Raw genomic sequence first — 18399 nt, 5'->3', positions numbered from 1 at the left:
ACCTATCTGCACAAAACTTTGGACGTAAGATAATTATTACTTAATTTCTTTTACTAAATTAATTAAAGATAAATTATGCAATTATTTAATAAAAATAATAAAAATGCTCTTTTGAACAAATTTGAAAAAAAAATAATTCCCGGCATTGAAATAATTTTTCAAAGAGCTAAGGGTAATGGCGTAAATAATCTTTTTTATGATGAGGATATTAATTATTTATTGCCTGAGATATTATTAGATCTATCTTTAGATTTTTCTGGGGTTAAAAAATACTCGAATATTAATTTGCTATGGTTCAGCGTATTCGCCTTAAGCATTGCCAGACAGAGAAGTTTTATTGTCTGCAATGCCGGTTCTTTTTTTAGTTTTTCTCAGCTTGAAGACATTTTTTTAAAACCAAATCAATTTTATGGCGGCATAGTAATATGTCTTCTTAATAGAAACAGCTATAATAATTTTTCCACCGAAATTGAAAAAAAATTTCCTATTTTTAATTATTCTAAATTAGATGAATTTATTGATTTAATCCCTTCTAAATTTCAGCTGTCTGAAAAGTTAAAACTTCCCGTGATAATTTATCTTAATAATTCTATATTGTCTGAATATAAAATATGCGACAACAATAAATTTGCGGAAAGGACTGAAGCAAAAACTGTTCTTAAGGCAGCCGACAATTCAGAATCCGATAAAAATCAATTTATTTTGCCGGCTAATTATGAAGGTTTTAGAAATTACAATAATTCTATTGAATTTATGCTGAATGAAAACTCTGATAATTTAATTTTATGCGACTCTAAGGCTTTTCCGGAGATAATAGAAAAGTTTAGCGAAGATAATATAATTTATTTTAAATTATTAAATCCGTTAGACATAGAAAAACTTAAAAACATATTTGATAATATTCCGGAAAAATTATTTAAACAGATTATCATTTATGACAGTTACAACCTATTATCAAAACCGCTATATTCTTTTTTTAAGAGTAATAATAAAATTAAATTTAATAAATTAACTTTAATAAATAATTCTGCCAATGAAAATTCTGGCTGTTTTTATCTGGAAAATTTTACTCCGGCAGATGTTCATGCCAGTCCCTCTTTCTGTATAGGATGCAACCTTTTTGCCTTTTTACTGAAAATAAATAAAATTGAAAATAAAGATACCATCTTAGTAGGAGATACAAATTGCTTTTCGCTTATATCGTCAAGTCCTTTAAAATTTTCATTTCCTGATTTATTTTTGATAAAAGAGCCTGTTTATTTTATTTCAAACCTGGATACTAAAAATTTAAACAAAAAAATTTACCTAATTATATCTTATTCTAATTTCTTAAATAATATTAACTTAATTATTGATAAGATAAACAACCTCGCCCCTAAAGAAACAATTTATTTTGTTGTTTATGATTCAATTTTCGATTATAGCAATAATTCTATAAAAATTAATTATGATTTACCGCAGCTAAAAAACATAAAATCGGAAATATTAAGAAATAACTTAACTCTTCATGATTTTAAAATAAAATATAAAGCTAACCTTATTTTTATTGAAGACAGTTGCCTAAAAAAATCTAACGGAACGAAGAATTATAATTTTTATAAATATTTAAAAATCAATAACGATATTTGTTTAAAATTTGAATGCAAACTATGCTTTCAAACTAGCGGCTGTCCTGCTATTAAAATAGAGGAAACAAATAATTTTGTTATTGATCCTGTTATATGCACGCATTGTAAATTATGTATTGCAATTTGTCCTCATAACGCTATAAAAATGTATAAAAGAAAAAAAGTAAAAATTGAGGATAGCATAGAAAATAAAATTAATCTAAAAAAATTTAAAAAAAATAAAATTACTTAGTCTTACTTATAATCGCAAAACATTATGAAATTAAATTATAAATAAAATTTGTTTTAAACTTAAATTTATTTTAAACTTAAATTTATTTTAAACTTAAATTTATTTTAAAAAGGATATGTAAAATAGATGGAAAATATAAATTTTAATTTTGTTATTAACGGAGCTGACATCGAAGAGATAAAATTTTTAAGTCAGATATTATATTTATCATTATTAAATGAAAATTATAATACATCAATCGCAATTAAATCGTTGTCAAATATTTCTAATTACAATTTTTCTTCCAGCCTGATAAAAATTGGCAGTGTACGTTCTGCCGTATGCGCAAAAAATATAAACGCATTAGTCAGTCTAGATTATCAGTCTGCAATGAACTATTTAGAATTTTTTGACAGCAGCACAATAGTGTTAGTCAATTATTCTAAATTTAATATATGCAATTATTTTCTTTCAGACAATGATAATGTTGACAAGAATATAAAACAAAAAACAGCTAATCTGCTTAAAATTCCGGTAGAAAAAATAGCAAATACTGATCTAATGGGTAAAAATAAAGTAAGCCCCAACATTTCTTTGCTGGGAGCATTATCTGCTAAATCAGGGATAATTGATTTAAATAATATTACGTCTGTTTTAGCTTCTATGGCTAAAAACGATGCTGAAAAAAAGAATTACATAAACACTTTAATCGCAGGTTACGATTTTGCTAATTCTTAACAAAAAAGGTATTAATTTGAAGTTTTATTTCTGCAATTATTACATAGACCGAAAAACTCTACATTATATCCCGTTATATTATATTCTTTTTTCAATTTAGGGTTAATATAAATTTCAGTCATTTCATCGTTCGAATCGTCGTAAACCTGCAAATCAATTATTTCTTTGCAATTTCTGCAAATTATATGCGCATGAGGGGACACATCGCCGTCATATCTGACAGCGCTTTGAAAAGATTTAATTTCGCGGACTTCATTTATTTCCAAAAGCATTGCAATATTTTTATATACGGTGTTCAGAGAAATCATAGGATAAACGGATTTTACCTTTGAATAAACATCAACTGCTGAAGGATGATTTTTTGATTCCGCAAGTATCCTGATAATTTCATATCTTTGAGGCGTAAGGCTATAACCGTGTTTTTTTACTTTATTTAATATTTGGTCTAATCTGCTATTGTTAATCATTTTATTTATTTGTCTCTCTATAATGAATTAGATTAAATTATAACTTATACTTAATAATTAATAATAATTATTAAGTAATATATTATCAAGATTTTTACATTAAAATTTTATTTAAATATAAACGTTTGCCTATACATAAAATGCATAACATCACAATAAATTTATATTATAGTAATTATTATTATATAATTTATAAAATTAGATGTCAAATGAAATCATTAATTTTAATCCTGCAATAGAAAATATTAATACATTTCTTTGCTCGGCTACGCAAAATATAAGAAAAAGGTGTCAGATTTTATTTTTTTGCATATGGAGTAGTTCAATTAACAAAGAAAATATTTGCAAAAAAATTAATCTTACACAAAACATTTATTGTTTTTGTTTAAGCTGTCGTAAAAAGCTTCAAGTCTGGTAACATACCCCGCGTCTGCATTGTGTTCATCTATTTCAATTTCTAAATAAGGTTTATGTTTCATATAATCAGCAAAAAAAGTTTTGATAAACGAGTCTGGCCCGCAGCTGTAGCTGGTTAAATATACCGCATTCAGTTTAGGATTGTCTTTTATTATTTTCGCTGACGACAATATTTTATGCCCGGCATGCCAGAACATATTGTCGTGTTCTGAAAATATAGACACTTCATTATAATCAAGAAAATCCATTGGCATGACGGTCATGCCTAACGATGCAATTTTATCGGGAATTGCAAGATTAATTCCGTCATCTCCGGCATTATAAGGTCTGCCTATAAGAACGGTTATATCATCGTATTTCTCAAGAATCTCCCTGCCTTTATTTTTAAGTGCATTAAAAAAATCAATCTGTTTAGATAATGCGTTATCTAATGCCTTAACAATTCTTTTCCTTGAAACTTTAAACTTTTTTAAATAATGTGTTAGGCTGCGAATAGTTATGTCTATATCCTGTTTATCATTATTTAATCTAAATTCCGGCGTGATAAGATACATGCCGCCGAAATCGACAAGCGATTTAGTGGAAAAAGGAACACCCTGTATATACGGGCACTGCGAGGTGTTCGTTTGGAGTTTATGATTTTTTTCTCTATTTATCAGTGCAGGCAGAAATATCGCGTCCACCTTCTTATCTATAAGATTTTTTGAATGGCCCAGAAGTACTTTAACCGGAAGACATGTATCTGTTATAGACAGCATATTTGAACTGCTTATTATAGATTTAGTTGTTTCATCGGATAGTATTACCGTAAAACCGAGTTCTGTAAATAAGCTGTTATAAAGCGGAAACAGGTCATATGTTTCCAAGCATAAAGGTATGCCTATGCGCGGTTTAGAGAAATCATTTTCGTTTTTCTCCTTATCATATTTTTCAAATAATAAATTTTTTCTATCAATAAAAAAATTTTTGCCTTTTTTAATCTTATTTTTTTCTATCTCAAATATATCGCATCTTGCCCCGTAATAATGCGGCGGTTCTTTCTCCACGGAAACTTTATTAACCTCGCATAGATTTGAACATTTTTTGCATTCAAAAGATTCCTGTTCATATTTTCTGTTTCTTAAATCAAATCCTACAAATTTTGATTTTCCCTCCGTTCTGTAAGATAGCAATGCACTCCCTATAGCTCCTGTCACTTCATTGTGCTCAGGCACTATAATCTTTTTATTTAACAAAGTTTCAAAAGCGCTGACTACCGCCTTGTTCAATGCAACCCCGCCTTGAAAGAGAATATGTTCTCCTACCTGCTTCCCCAGCACTACCTTATTTAAGTAGTTTTCAACTATAGAGTAGCTTAGTCCTGCCAGAAGCTGGTCCTTTGAAGCTCCTTTCTGCTGATGCGATACAAGATCCGACTCCATAAAAACCGTGCATCTTTCTCCAAGACTGCATGGATTTTCGGCTCTAAACGCCGATTCAGAAAATTCTTTTATTATATCAATATGCAATTTATCAGCCTGTTCCTCAAGAAAAGAACCTGTTCCTGCGGCGCATGCCTTATTCATTTCAAAATCTATTACTACGCCGTTATTAATTCTTATGTATTTTGAATCCTGTCCGCCTATTTCAAAAACTGTATCCACTTTATCATCTATAAACACCGATGCTTCCGCCTGGGCAGTTATCTCATTTTTAACGACATCGGCACCTATAAAATCGGCAATCAGATATCTTCCTGAGCCGGTTGTGCATACTCCTTTGACTTCAGGAATTATATGGCAATCAGTAAGCTCGCAATAAATTTCAAATAATGTTTCCATTACAACTTTAATAGGCTCGCCGTTCGTTTTTTTATATTTTTTAATCACAAGCTCTTTGCTGTCATCCAATAATACTATATTAGTAGAGACGGAGCCAGTATCTACGCCAATATAGACAGGAACTGTCAGTCCGGCATATTTGCTCAGATTTTTGTTCTGGTCAAAATTAAAATCAGATTCTTCTTCCGCCGGCGGTTTATTAAGATTAGGGTGAGATTTTCCGGTCAATCTGCTCTCGTCTAAAAATTTTTCTAACTTATCCAATCCGTCAAATTTAAAACAACTATTACCGTTTTTTTCGACTTCGTTTTTTGATATTAGGGCAATTCCGATTGCTGCCATTACGGTATGATGCTCCGGTATAATCAATTCTCCGCTCTTTAAACCCAATACGTCTTCAAACGCACGTATCATACCTTTATTATATGCAACTCCCCCTTGAAAAATTACCGGTTTTTTTATTTTTTTGCCTTTAGCGACAACACCTATAAAATTCCGTGCCACGGCATAGCACAAACCCGCGACTATATCCTGTATAGGAGTGGAAATTTGCTGCAGATGAATCATGTCGGATTTAGCAAATACTGTGCATCTGCCGGCTATTTTTGCAGGATTTTCGGATGAAGCGGCTAATCTGCCAAAATCTTTTTCTATGTCAATATTAAGCCTATCCGCCTGCTGATCTAAGAATGAGCCTGTACCGGCGGCGCATAAATCATTTAATCCGAAATCATCTAAGTAGATATCGCCGGTTTTTTCATTTTTATTTAATAATATAAATTTTGAATCCTGCCCGCCCATTTCAATTACTGTTTTTACCTCCGGATAAAAATATTTAACAGCTTCTGTCTGGGCAACGAGTTCGTTTATATTAGGTATGTTTAATATATCGCCGAGAGTTTTAGAACCGGAGCCTGTAACCCCCATTGAATAAAAATTTTCAGCCGGAAATTTACTAAAAGTATTTTCTAATACATTGTAGGCTGTTTTAAGAGATTCTCCGTTTGACCTTGTATATGTTTTGGCAACTACATTTAATTTTTCATCTAATATCGCAGTTTTAACGGTCGTTGAACCTATATCTATACCTAAAAAAAATTTATCCAATTTATTCATAGTTAAATCCTTTTCCATTTTTCATATTCGCCGAAGGATTCTTTTTTCCATATAGGCACTGTTTCTTTTATATTGTCTATTAAAAATTTTGAAGCTATATAAGAAGAATCTCTGTGCGGGCTGGAAACTGCAATTGAAATTGAAATTCCGCCTATTTCTATCTTTCCTGTTCTATGAATAACAGCAATCTTATTTAAATCATATTTTTCGAAAGCGGCGCTTATAAGTTTATCTATTTCTTTGAACGCCATTTCTTCATATGCTTCATAGTAAAGAAATTTAACGGGCGTCCCGTCCTCATTATCTCTAACCGTTCCATTAAACAAAAGTGTTGAACCGGATGCTGCATCATTCACAAAATTCAGAGCTATATTTACATCAATGGGTATTTTAACTATATCTATATAATAAAAACTATTACAGGTAGCCATTATTTTAATTCCTTTTTATTTTAATCCGCCGCTGACCGGCATTATGATTGTAACTTCATCGTTATTATTTAAAACAGGATTGCAATCTTGATACTCCATATTTACAGCAAATTTAGAAATACAGAGTAAATGATTTATTTGAGGGTAATGGGTTGTGAGATAGTTTTTTAAGTCTTCTAACGTATCGCCTTCCTTAAAATTTAAATCTAACTCGCTTTTTCCTATTAAATCTTTAAATGCCGCAAATAGCCTTAATTTAATTTGCATTTTTATATTATTTTTATATTATTATGTTATCAAAATTAAACACAACTATTTAGTAATTTCATAATATATGTGTCCTATTTCTTTAATTATTATCTTTTCCATTGCCAATTTAACAGCATTGATAGACCCGGGAATAGAGAAAATAATTTTCTTATTATAAATGCCGCAAGATGCCCTTGACATAATTGATGCGGAACCGATTTCTTCAAAGCTTAGATATCTGAATAATTCTCCGAATCCGTATATCTCCTTATCATAAAGTTCACTCACTGACTCATATGTGTAATCTCTTTGTGATATACCCGTACCGCCGTTGATTATAACGGCATTTAAATCCGCATGAAAATTTTCAGCGCATATATTAACTAATTCTTTCTGAAGTAAATCTTTGTCGTCCTTTAATATTGTATAGCCTATTATACAGTGATTATTTTTCGTTAAATAATTTTTCAGATAAATTCCGCTTTCATCTGTTTCTTTATTTCTCGTATCACTTAATGTTATAATAAATATATTCAAAGATTTTTTTGCGCTACTGTCTGATTTATGTTCTAAATGTCCCATAATATATGAAATTTTAAACTATTTTTTTTTTATTGTCAAATAAAACAATTGACCGATAAATCATATTATATAATATAATCTATTAAAAAGCTATATCTACCTTATTTTATTAGATGATTGTATCTTTAAATCCATTTTTGTTTACAACGTCAGAATTAGATTTATCAAAAAAAATGCCGATTACAGAGTAACGATTGTTCACTCTGCTTTTCGGCATTTTTTAATTTATTAATTTTTAACTTAATATATTTTTCTTTATTAAATTAATACATTCCGCCCATGCCGCCCATTCCTTGCGGCATTCCGCCGGGCATTCCGCCTTTATCTTTATCTTCAGGTTTGTCGGCTATCATTGCTTCTGTAGTGAGCATTAAGGAAGACACGCTTGCAGCGTTTTGCAGAGCCGTCCTTTCAACTTTGGTCGGATCAATAATACCTGCAGCAATTAAATCTTCATACTTGTCTGCTGCTGCATTATACCCGAAAGACCCTGTGTTATTCAACACTTTATCGACTACTATTGAAGCCTCTACTCCTGCATTTTCAGAAATCATTCTTAACGGTTCCTGAACCGCTCTTCTGATTATTTTAATACCTGCATCTTCATCAGTGTTAGCACCTGCAAGTTTATCTAAAGCTTTTGATGCTCTTAACAGCGCAACACCGCCGCCGGGAACAATACCTTCTTCAACAGCCGCTCTTGTTGCATGAAGTGCGTCTTCAACTCTTGCTTTCTTTTCTTTCATTTCAGTTTCGGTAGCAGCTCCGACATTAATTACTGCAACGCCGCCTATTAATTTGGCAAGCCTTTCCTGCAGCTTTTCTTTATCGTAGTCTGAACTTGATTCTTCTATCTGAGCTCTGATTTGTTTAACTCTTTTTTCAATGCCTTCTTTGCTGCCTGCGCCGTCTATTATAGTGGAATTATCTTTGTCAACGGTAATTCTTTTTGCTTTTCCAAGATCCTGAAGGGTAATTGACTCTAATTTAATGCCTAAATCTTCGGAAATAACCTGTCCGCCGGTCAGAATAGCTATATCTTCGAGCATTGCTTTCCTTCTGTCGCCAAAGCCGGGAGCTTTAACGGCACAGCAGTTTAATGTGCCTCTTAATTTATTTACCACTAATGTAGCAAGCGCTTCACCTTCAACTTCTTCTGCCAATATTACAAAAGGTTTGCCAGACTTGGCGATCTGTTCCAAAATCGGAAGAAGGTCCTTCATTGCAGAAATTTTCTTTTCATGGATAAGTATATACGGATCATCAAGTACACATTCCATTCTTTCGGAATCTGTCACAAAATAAGGGGATAAATAACCTCTGTCAAACTGCATTCCTTCAACTACCTCTAAAGTAGTTTCCATGCTTTTCGCTTCTTCAACTGTTATAACGCCTTCTTTACCTACTTTGTCCATGGCTTCAGCAATAATATTACCGATTGTCTCGTCGTTATTTGCAGAAATTGTTCCGACCTGTGCAATTTCTTTCTGATTTGCAATCGGTTTAGACATAGTCTTTAATTCTTTTACCATAACGTCCACTGCCTTATCAATTCCTCTTTTAATTGCTATAGGGCTAGCTCCTGCAGCAACAAGTTTTATGCCTTCGCGAAATATTGCCTGCGCAAGCACTGTTGCTGTTGTAGTTCCGTCTCCTGCAGTATCGGAAGTTTTAGATGCAACTTCTTTAACCATTTGAGCACCCATATTTGCAAATCTATCAGCCAAATCAATTTCTTTTGCAACGGTAACGCCGTCTTTTGTTATATTTGGCGAACCGAATGATTTTTCGATAACTACGTTTCTTCCTTTTGGTCCAAGGGTCACCTTGACCGCATCTGCAAGCGTATTAACGCCTTCTAATATTAAAGACCTTGCTTCTTGAGAAAATTTTATATCTTTTGCCATAATTCTTCTAACCCTCCAAATTTAAATTTCATTTAAAAATATTAACATTCTTGTAAACTTTTTTTACATTATAATGCGCAAAATGCACAGCTTTTTCACTCAGTTACTATTTGCTTTTATTGTTAAGCAAGTACTACCAATAAAAACAGCATGGCTTACTTTTCGATAATGGCTAACACATCATCTTCTTTCATGATAAGATATTCTTTATCATCTACTTTAATTTCATTACCTGAATATTTTGCAAATAAAACCAAATCGCCCTCTTTAATTTCCATTGGTATTTTCTTCCCGTCTTCTGATGTTCTACCGCTGCCGGTAGCAATAACTTTGCCCTGCATAGGTTTTTCTTTTGCAGCATCAGGTATAAACAAGCCGCTTTTAGTTTTTTCTTCTTCTTGAAGCCTTTCAACGAGTATTCTGTCCTGTAAAGGTTTAACTTTCATAAATGTTCTCTCCTTAATTATTTAAATTAGTTATCTTACTAAAATTATCATAAACTGCACTGTTAATTTTTTTATTACTAAGGCATTGCTTTAAAAATTATATTGTGCGGTATAACTTCAACTATAACATTTTGCTGCATATATATTTATATAATGTATCCCAGCAAAAATGTTGCCATGCTTAATTTGTTTATAATATCATAAGTTTTACGTTTTAGCACTTAAATATATTGAGTGCTAACTTTTCTCAATATACACTCACTTTTTTGAAAATACAATCACGTAAATTTGCATTATGCAGCTATAAAATACGCTAATTTATCTGAATATAATAATATATTGCTATTTTTTTAAGTTTTTCTTAATCTTTCAATTTATTATTAAATTTATTATTTTAAAATTGTTTTTGAACTCTATGAAATCATTCTTTTTTTTATAAAATAAACCGGAAGATAAAAAAAGATAAGGGAAAAAATTATAACAATTAATAAATCTAACAGCAGCGGCAGCAAATGAAGATGTCCCAAAAATAACGCTCTGGTAATTTGTACCGTATAATACAAAGGCATTATATAAACAATATATCTGATTATAGCAGGCAGTGCCGAAACCGGGTAAAAAACACCGGAAAATAGAAACATAGTAGAAATTGCTACGGTAAAATAATATGAAAAAAAATCGTAAGATGGAGCAAACGACGTTATAAATAAAGATAAGGACGCAAATAACAATCCGTTTAAAATAATAACAACAGGAATTAGTAGGATGAAAACAGAAATATACGGTCTGAAAAAAATTAACGCTATTAATAGCACCGCCAAACCGCTCATAACCGCTTTTACCGCCGACCATAAAACTTCTCCTGCCACAATTTCCTCAATGCTTACCGGAGTAACTAATATTGCATCAAATATACCTTTTGTAGTCATTCTGGTATATGAGCCGAATGTACCTTCAAAAGAAGCTGCATACATTGAAGAAGAGGATATTATTCCGGGGATAATGTATAAAAGATAAGGCGTGCCGTTTATGTTATGTATAAATTTTCCTATGCCCAGTCCTAAAGCAGCAAGAAAAAGCAGCGGCTCAAGAATATCCCCTATTATACTTGGTTTGTAAAACTTGAGCCAGACTCTGAAATTTCTGTAAAAAACTGCATAAAATCTAAGACTGATATTACTATTTATTTCATCAATTACTTTTAAAATTTTCATTTTTAACTATATCCATAAAAATTTCCTCTAATGACTTCAATCCTTTATTGTTATTATACACATCCTCTTTTTTATACGCCATATTATTCGATGCGCCATTTATATTTTCATTATTATTTTTATTCAAAATATAGTCCATAGATCCGTTCAAAACTATTTTTCCATGGTTTAGCAATATAACATTTCTGAATAATTTCTCTGCTTCATCCATATAATGTGTTGACATTAATATAGTAATACCGCTCTTGTTTAACAATTTTAATTTATTCCATATATTCAGTCTATATTCTGGATCCAGTCCGATTGTAGGTTCATCGAGTATTATAATGTCAGGACTATTAATCAAAGCTCTTGCTAAAAGCAATCTTCTTCTATAGCCTCCCGATAAGTTAATAACTTTAGAATCTTTCTTTTCGGCAATATTAAAAAAATCCAGCAATTCGGAAACTCTCCTGAAAGATTCTTTTTTGTTAATTCCAAAATACATGGAATATATTATTAAATTTTCAAAAACACTTAAATCTTCGTCAAGATTATCATCCTGAGGAACAACGCCCAATCTGGATTTAATTTTTTTTGAATCATTCGTAGGACTTAAACCGAGAATGTCAATGCTGCCGGCTGACGGAATCACTACGGAATATAAAATTTTCAAAATTGTAGTTTTTCCGGCTCCGTTTGGACCTATTATGCCAAAAAAATCTCCTCTTTTAATCCTAAATGAGATATTATTGAGGGCTGAAAAATCATTGTAAAACTTGGTTAAATTTTCAACTGAAATAGCGTAATCATTCATAAATTATGATGGCAGAAAGCGCCAAATGCTTAAAGACGCGGAAGAGTTATACCCGTTTGTGATTGATATTTTCCTTTTTTATCTTTATATGAAACCCTGGGCGCCTCTCCTTCGAAAAATAGAACTTGAGCGAGACCCTCATTGGCATATATTTTCGCGGGCAACGGGGTTGTATTTGAAATTTCAAGAGTAACGTATCCTTCCCATTCTGGTTCAAAAGGAGTAACGTTCACTATTATACCGCACCTCGCGTAAGTAGATTTGCCGAGGCAAATAGTAACTACATTTCTTGGTATTTTAAAATATTCAACAGACCTTCCAAGAGCAAAAGAATTAGGGGGCACAATGCATTCTTCGGTAGTTATATCAACAAATGATTTTGTATCGAAATTTTTAGGATCAACTATAGTAGTATTAATATTGGTAAAAATTTTGAATTCGTTAGATATCCGCAAATCATATCCAAATGACGAAACGCCATAAGATATAACACCGTTTCTAACCTGCGCATTTTCAAATGGCGTTATCATATCATGCTCTTTAGCCATTTTTTCAATCCAGATATCGTTCTTAATCATTATAAAAATAACCGTCGATTTAAATTTTTAAAAATCTTAAATTCAAACATTGCATAACTTAACTTAAATTAAATTTCAAGATAGTATCGATAATTTCATCAGGATCATCCTTTATCTGTAAAATATCAATATCCAAAGGCGAGATATAGCCTTTTTTAAGGGTATTACTTTTAATCCAATCTATAAGTCCATTCCAGTAATCGGAACCGTACAATATGACGGGGAAAGGTTTAGTTTTATTGGTTTGAATTAATTCCACCGTTTCAAAAAGTTCATCTAATGTGCCGAATCCGCCCGGCATCATTATATAAGCTGAAGCGTACCTGACGAGCATGACCTTTCTCACAAAAAAATAACGGAACTCAAGTGTAAAATCTGCATATTTATTGATATTCTGTTCTTTAGGAAGTTTAATATTAAGTCCTACTGAATTAACCTGAAGGTCAAACTCATCTTTAGCCTCTCTGCACCCCCTATTTGCGGCTTCCATTACCCCCGGACCGCCGCCGGATATTATGGAATAACCTTTTAAAGCTAAGCCCTTGGCTATTTCTTTTGTATTTTTGTAGACATCGCTATTTTCATCAACTCTGGCGCTTCCATAAATAGTAACGGCTGGACAAACGGAAGGAAGAACATCGAATCCGTCTACAAATTCGCCCATTATTCTGAATAATCGCCATGGTTCACCTTTATTCAGAGAATTAAGTTCATAATCATAATTTTTAGAATTTTCTTTTGTTATAGCCATAGATACTCCTTTTATTATGGATTATGATTAAATCATATTATCTATGCCTCTCTCTATAATTAGACCGATTTAAGACATAAAAGCACACAGAGTGCGCAAAGACAATGAATAATTTAATATGACCAAAAACGGTAATGCTCAAATACTAATAAATACAACCGGCAGCTGCCTGCGGAACAGGTCTTACGCTGCCATTTTGAAAAAACCGTTATAATAATCTGATAATCTGATTAATTTATTTATTTTTACTATATGCAAATATTAACAATATCAGCGCGATATTATTAACTAATCAAAAATATATTGCAAATAAATAATGGAAATTACACAAAATTAGTTAAAATTTAAAATCAGTTTTGTCTGGATGAATTTTTTTTGCTTTCGCTTCGAGCTGCTCTTTGGTTTCTTTATGATTGTCATCAGGAATACAGCAATCAACAGGGCATACTGAAGCACACTGGGGAGAATCATAAAAACCGTGACATTCAGTGCAAAGATCGGGAGCTATAACATAAATATCCCCTTCTGTTATTGCGTCATTTGGACATTCCGGGACACAAACACCGCATGCGATACATTCATCAGTAATAATTATAGCCATTTAAAACCTCCATAATAATTTTGAATTTAAGTTTAAGTTTAAGTTTTATTTTTTAAAAACGATACAATACAAGATCTAAGCCAAATATTCGATATTTAATTATAGCAAATAATTTCATCGAATTAAATAAAAAAATAAGTATATAAAAAATACATTAAGTATAATAATACTAATATGCAAGTAGATACAATAATGCATTCTGAATGTAGTTTTAATTTTTTTAACTTATTTTGCTTCCTATACCCTTAAACGCCTTAATTCCCAAAAACTTGGAATTTGGACCTAATTCTTCTTCTATCTGTAAAAGTCTGTTATATTTACATACCCTTTCAGTTCTGGCAGGGGCTCCTGTTTTAATTAATCCTGAATTAACTGCAACAGCTAAATCTGCTATAGTAGTATCTTCGGTCTCTCCTGATCTGTGAGAAATAAGCGCCGTCATATTGTTTTTCTGAGTTAATTGGATGGCGTCCATTGTTTCCGACAGCGTTCCTATCTGGTTGAGTTTTATTAAAACAGAGTTTATGGCATGAGCATCAATTGCTTTAGTTATACGCGATATATTTGTAACGGTCAAATCGTCGCCGACTACTTGTATTTTATCTCCGAGTTCCTTCATCAGCATACTAAAACCGTTAAAATCATCCTGGGCTAAACCGTCCTCAATTGATATTATCGGAAATTTTTCAACGAAACCGGCATACATATCCACCATTTCGGAAGAATCCAGGACGGTTTCCCTTCCTGCCTCTTTGAGAGTATATTTACCGTTTGAATAAAATTCGCTAGCCGCAGGGTCTAACGCTATAAATATGTCTTTTCCGGGGGTATAATGAGCTTTTTCTATAGCTTCCATTATAAGAAGTATAGCTTCTGCATTATTTTGCAATTCCGGCGCAAACCCGCCTTCATCTCCGACACTGGTGGGCATTTTCCTTTCATCTAAAACCTTCTTTAGTTTTTGATAAACTTCGGCGCCCATACGAAGAGCTTCGTCAAAATATTTTGCTCCTGCCGGAACTATCATGAATTCCTGAAAATCAAGCAAATTATTAGCATGTTTTCCGCCGTTTATTACATTCATCATGGGAACCGGCAAGATATGAGCATTTACACCGCCTATATACTTGTACAAAGGTATCTCTAATTCTTGAGCGGAAGCAATGGCAACCGCAAGAGAAACACCGAGTATTGCATTGGCTCCAAGATTCGATTTATTTGGGGTGCCGTCAAGATTTATCATGATATCATCGACAAGTCTTTGATTATAACTGTCTATGCCTGATAACGATTTAGCTATTATATCATTAACATTTTCTACGGCAGAATGAACAGATTTACCAAAGTATGAAGAATTATCGTTGTCTCTTTTTTCGTAAGCTTCATATTCTCCCGTAGATGCCCCTGACGGTACACAAGATATGCCGGATATTCCGCTCTCTAAAGAAACTTTTACACTGATTGTAGGGTTACCTCTGGAATCTAAGATTTGTCTTGCTTTAATTTCTGCAATTTCGCTCATAGTTATCACCTCTTTTTTAATATTTGTCTTATTTTATCATTATCTTATCTAATATTTGTCGTAATTATTTTTATTTTTATATTTTTTAGTATTTGTCTTTTTTTTATTTTTATTTTATTTTATTTATTTCATTTATGGCCTTTTTTATTAATAATTCAGTTTTCTTTTTTTCGGCTGATTCTGCGTAAATTCTCAAAACAGGCTCTGTCCCGGAAGGTCTTATTAAAAGCCATGAATTATCGCTATATTCAAATTTATAACCGTCAATAAAATTAATTACGGAAATTTTTTCTTTAAATGGTATATTAAAGCTATTATTTTTTAGAATTCCTATTAATTTTTCTTTAATATTATTGTCTATGCGGATATCCAATCTTCTGTATTCTAGAGGATATTCTTTACCGTAAATATCATTTAATAATTCATTTAAATTTTTTTCGCGTACCAGCATAATTTTTAAGAGCATTAAAGAATTAAAAACTCCGTCCCTTTCCGGTATATGAAACTTAATTCCGATGCCTCCCGATTCCTCACCGCCAATAAGAATATTGTTTTCAGGGTTTATCATAAGATTAGCTATGTTTTTAAATCCGATAGGCACTTCATGTAATTTTATTTTATATTTGCTGCATAAATAATCAATCGTTTTTGATACGGACACTGTTTTTACAACTTCCCCCTTAAATCCTTCTTCTAATAAATAGTTTAATAATATGGAAAATATTTTATGAGAATCTATGAAATTTCCTTTATAATCAACGGTACCTACCCTGTCTGCATCTCCATCCGTTGCAAAACCCACTGCAAATTTATTGTTTATCCCTGCTTTTTTTACTGCCGCCGAAAGTTTTTTTAAATTTAATTCTATAGGCTCAGGATTAATTTGGGGAAAATTTGGGTTAACTGAATTATTTATAGTTTTATGTCGTATAAAAAATTTTTTCAATACGGCGGATATATAACCGATACCTGCTCCATACATGGGGTCTATGACAATATCTATAGCTTTTGAAATAGAACTGCCTGTTGCACTTCCTAAGTCGATTATTTTTATAATATGGTCTAAATATTTTTTTTTAAAATCAACTTTTATCAATTCTCCTGATTTAATATTGTCACCAAAATAAGTATAAAGCGATGATTCTTTATTCAATAAAATATCATTGGCTATCTCTTCAATGTTTTTAACGTCCGATTCTAACATTGAACCGCCGTAATTATTTTTAAATTTAATACCGTTATACATAAATGCATTGTGACTGGCGGTAATCATAATACCGCACTCACATAAATTATTTTTTACTGAATAAGATAATACGGGAGAAGGACAAAAAGAATCGGACAGCAGAACGTTAAAGCCCATTTTCATAAGATTTTTAGCACATGATAAAGCAAATTCTTCAGATAAAAAACGGGTATCATAGCCTATTGCAATAGACTGAGTATTTTTGATATTCACAGACGCGGCGGCGGGGGCATTGCCATCGGTACTGAATGACAAAATGTCTTTTGTACCGTTTATATCATTTTTTTTCAGTAAATATAATCCTAACGCTGTAGAAATAATACTTATTTTATCAAAATCAAAATTCTCGGCTATAATACCTCTAAAACCGTCAGTTCCAAAATTGATTTTGATATGATTATCTTTTATGATATTAGAGATATTAGAAAATTTCAAATTATCCATCATTATTTATAAAATTATTTTATCCTATTATCATAATTTTATATAAAAAAATCAAGATTTTTTTTGTTTAGCCGTTGTTATGCTGTTATTATATCTTTTTAGGGTAGATACGAAGAATAAGAATATTTATAGTATTCCAATCTGACGGAGAGACGTAAACTCCCGTTTGTTAAGAACGGGAGAAAATAATTAAAAATACGTATTATTTTACATTTAAAGCTTTTAATGTTAACGGTCCAACTATTCCATCAACATGAAGCCCTTTTTTCTTCTGAAAAACTTTAACGGCACTGATTGTATTTTTTCCGATAATGCCGTCTACTTTACCTTTGTACAGATGATGTAGATTCCAAAATTTATTGATACTATTTAAAATTATTTTTTTTGATTTTATCATATTTTTTAAAAATATAAATTACAAAATTTAATGAAACTATACCACAATATAATGAAAATAACTTGACAAATACAAAAGTAAATGATACTATATTGACAAAGCTAAAATTTAATTAATTTTAAACAGGATAATTAAAATGGCTTTAGTCAGAAAAATTCCCATCCAAACAAGGTCAGTCGCCGGATACTTTTACAGCGTCAAGAATAAAAGAAATATCGATTTCGAATCACAGCTCGAAAAGAAATTTTATCTTATGTTTGAATTCGACGACGAAATAGAAAGCTATCAGGAACAGCCGGTTAAAGTCGAAACTTTGCTTAACGGCAGAAAAATAACGTATATTCCAGACTGTTTGATTTACTTTAAGCCTGAATTAAATAAAAAACCTTTCCTGGTCGAAATAAAATATCTTAAAGAAATAAAAGAAAAGAAAGAAAAAATAGCAAATAAAGTTAAGGCGGTTTCAAAATATTCTAAAGAAAACGGCTATTTCTTTAAGATATTTACTGATAAAAAACTTAACGAAACCTATATAGACAATATTAAATTTCTTTACAGATATTCGGAAAAACCGAAATTAAACGGCAGATACGGTGAATACGAAAACAGGATTTATTCCGCTTTATGCGGCAGCGAAAACGGTTTAACCGTAAACGGACTTTTAAATATGACTGCATTAAACAATTTAGAAAAAATGACGGTATTGCCTGTTATATGGCACATGGCTTTTAAAAAGAAACTGTATTTAAACCTTTATGAACCGTTGCAGGGCTGGCTTCGTCCAAGGATTATACTTCTATATCGAGAATATATCATTTAGACAGAGGATATGAGGCTA

The 18399-nt window shown here is 31.6% G+C and carries 18 protein-coding genes; 3 read left to right on the top strand and 15 right to left on the bottom strand.

The window, feature by feature from the left end; all coding sequences use genetic code 11:
- Window positions 1-75: 75 nt before the first annotated feature.
- Window positions 76-1860 carry a hypothetical protein gene (locus EVJ46_04295; GenBank protein RZD16262.1) on the top strand — a complete coding sequence of 595 codons (1785 nt, stop codon included), beginning with the start codon at window positions 76-78 and terminating at the stop codon, window positions 1858-1860.
- Between the two features lie 126 nt (window positions 1861-1986).
- A complete protein-coding gene (locus EVJ46_04290; GenBank protein ID RZD16261.1) occupies window positions 1987-2577 on the top strand; it encodes a hypothetical protein in 591 nt (196 codons plus the stop codon).
- 11 nt (window positions 2578-2588) lie between these two features.
- Here EVJ46_04290 and EVJ46_04285 read toward each other — a convergent pair whose 3' ends face one another.
- From EVJ46_04285 to EVJ46_04215, 15 genes are all read right to left on the bottom strand, one after another.
- Window positions 2589-3044 (bottom strand): transcriptional repressor, encoded by a 456-nt coding sequence (locus EVJ46_04285; GenBank protein RZD16260.1) that lies wholly within the window; start codon window positions 3042-3044, stop codon window positions 2589-2591.
- Between the two features lie 359 nt (window positions 3045-3403).
- Window positions 3404-6415: a hypothetical protein gene (locus tag EVJ46_04280; protein RZD16259.1), complete on the bottom strand. Its 3012-nt coding sequence runs from the start codon at window positions 6413-6415 to the stop codon at window positions 3404-3406.
- Window positions 6400-6828, bottom strand: coding sequence for a molybdenum cofactor biosynthesis protein MoaE (locus EVJ46_04275; GenBank protein ID RZD16258.1), 429 nt, complete (start codon window positions 6826-6828; stop codon window positions 6400-6402). The genes EVJ46_04280 and EVJ46_04275 overlap by 16 nt, the downstream gene beginning before the upstream one ends.
- Window positions 6829-6843: 15 nt before the next feature.
- The gene (locus EVJ46_04270) at window positions 6844-7095 is read right to left on the bottom strand and encodes a MoaD/ThiS family protein (protein ID RZD16257.1); all 252 of its coding nucleotides are present in this window, start codon (window positions 7093-7095) and stop codon (window positions 6844-6846) included.
- 45 nt (window positions 7096-7140) lie between these two features.
- The gene (locus tag EVJ46_04265; protein ID RZD16256.1) at window positions 7141-7659 is read right to left on the bottom strand and encodes a molybdenum cofactor biosynthesis protein MoaB; all 519 of its coding nucleotides are present in this window, start codon (window positions 7657-7659) and stop codon (window positions 7141-7143) included.
- 263 nt (window positions 7660-7922) lie between these two features.
- Window positions 7923-9566: a chaperonin GroEL gene (gene groL / locus EVJ46_04260; GenBank protein ID RZD16255.1), complete on the bottom strand. Its 1644-nt coding sequence runs from the start codon at window positions 9564-9566 to the stop codon at window positions 7923-7925.
- A 155-nt stretch (window positions 9567-9721) separates the two neighbouring features.
- A complete protein-coding gene (locus EVJ46_04255) occupies window positions 9722-10012 on the bottom strand; it encodes a co-chaperone GroES (protein ID RZD16254.1) in 291 nt (96 codons plus the stop codon).
- A gap of 413 nt (window positions 10013-10425) precedes the next feature.
- Window positions 10426-11226, bottom strand: coding sequence for a hypothetical protein (locus EVJ46_04250; protein RZD16253.1), 801 nt, complete (start codon window positions 11224-11226; stop codon window positions 10426-10428).
- Window positions 11204-12022, bottom strand: a complete 819-nt coding sequence (locus EVJ46_04245; protein RZD16252.1) for an ABC transporter ATP-binding protein — start codon at window positions 12020-12022, stop codon at window positions 11204-11206. The genes EVJ46_04250 and EVJ46_04245 overlap by 23 nt, the downstream gene beginning before the upstream one ends.
- Window positions 12023-12051: 29 nt before the next feature.
- Window positions 12052-12603, bottom strand: a complete 552-nt coding sequence (locus EVJ46_04240) for a dCTP deaminase (protein RZD16251.1) — start codon at window positions 12601-12603, stop codon at window positions 12052-12054.
- 55 nt (window positions 12604-12658) lie between these two features.
- Window positions 12659-13351, bottom strand: a complete 693-nt coding sequence (locus EVJ46_04235; GenBank protein RZD16250.1) for a TIGR00730 family Rossman fold protein — start codon at window positions 13349-13351, stop codon at window positions 12659-12661.
- 337 nt (window positions 13352-13688) lie between these two features.
- Complete coding sequence (locus EVJ46_04230) at window positions 13689-13952, bottom strand: YfhL family 4Fe-4S dicluster ferredoxin (GenBank protein RZD16249.1); 264 nt, start codon at window positions 13950-13952, stop codon at window positions 13689-13691.
- Between the two features lie 220 nt (window positions 13953-14172).
- Complete coding sequence (locus EVJ46_04225) at window positions 14173-15474, bottom strand: phosphopyruvate hydratase (protein ID RZD16248.1); 1302 nt, start codon at window positions 15472-15474, stop codon at window positions 14173-14175.
- Window positions 15475-15583: 109 nt separating this feature from the next.
- Window positions 15584-17167: a phosphoglucomutase/phosphomannomutase family protein gene (locus tag EVJ46_04220; protein ID RZD16247.1), complete on the bottom strand. Its 1584-nt coding sequence runs from the start codon at window positions 17165-17167 to the stop codon at window positions 15584-15586.
- A gap of 199 nt (window positions 17168-17366) precedes the next feature.
- Window positions 17367-17561 carry a peptidoglycan-binding protein gene (locus EVJ46_04215; GenBank protein RZD16246.1) on the bottom strand — a complete coding sequence of 65 codons (195 nt, stop codon included), beginning with the start codon at window positions 17559-17561 and terminating at the stop codon, window positions 17367-17369.
- Window positions 17562-17697: 136 nt separating this feature from the next.
- Here EVJ46_04215 and EVJ46_04210 point away from each other — a divergent pair, with 136 nt between their 5' ends.
- Window positions 17698-18381, top strand: coding sequence for a hypothetical protein (locus tag EVJ46_04210; protein ID RZD16245.1), 684 nt, complete (start codon window positions 17698-17700; stop codon window positions 18379-18381).
- Window positions 18382-18399 lie beyond the last annotated feature (18 nt).

This window comes from Candidatus Acididesulfobacter guangdongensis, from assembly GCA_004195045.1.
Classification (GTDB): domain Bacteria; phylum SZUA-79; class SZUA-79; order Acidulodesulfobacterales; family Acidulodesulfobacteraceae; genus Acididesulfobacter; species Acididesulfobacter guangdongensis.
The sequence above is the reverse complement of the archived record's forward strand: the minus strand, read 5'-3'. Positions and strand labels throughout refer to the sequence as shown.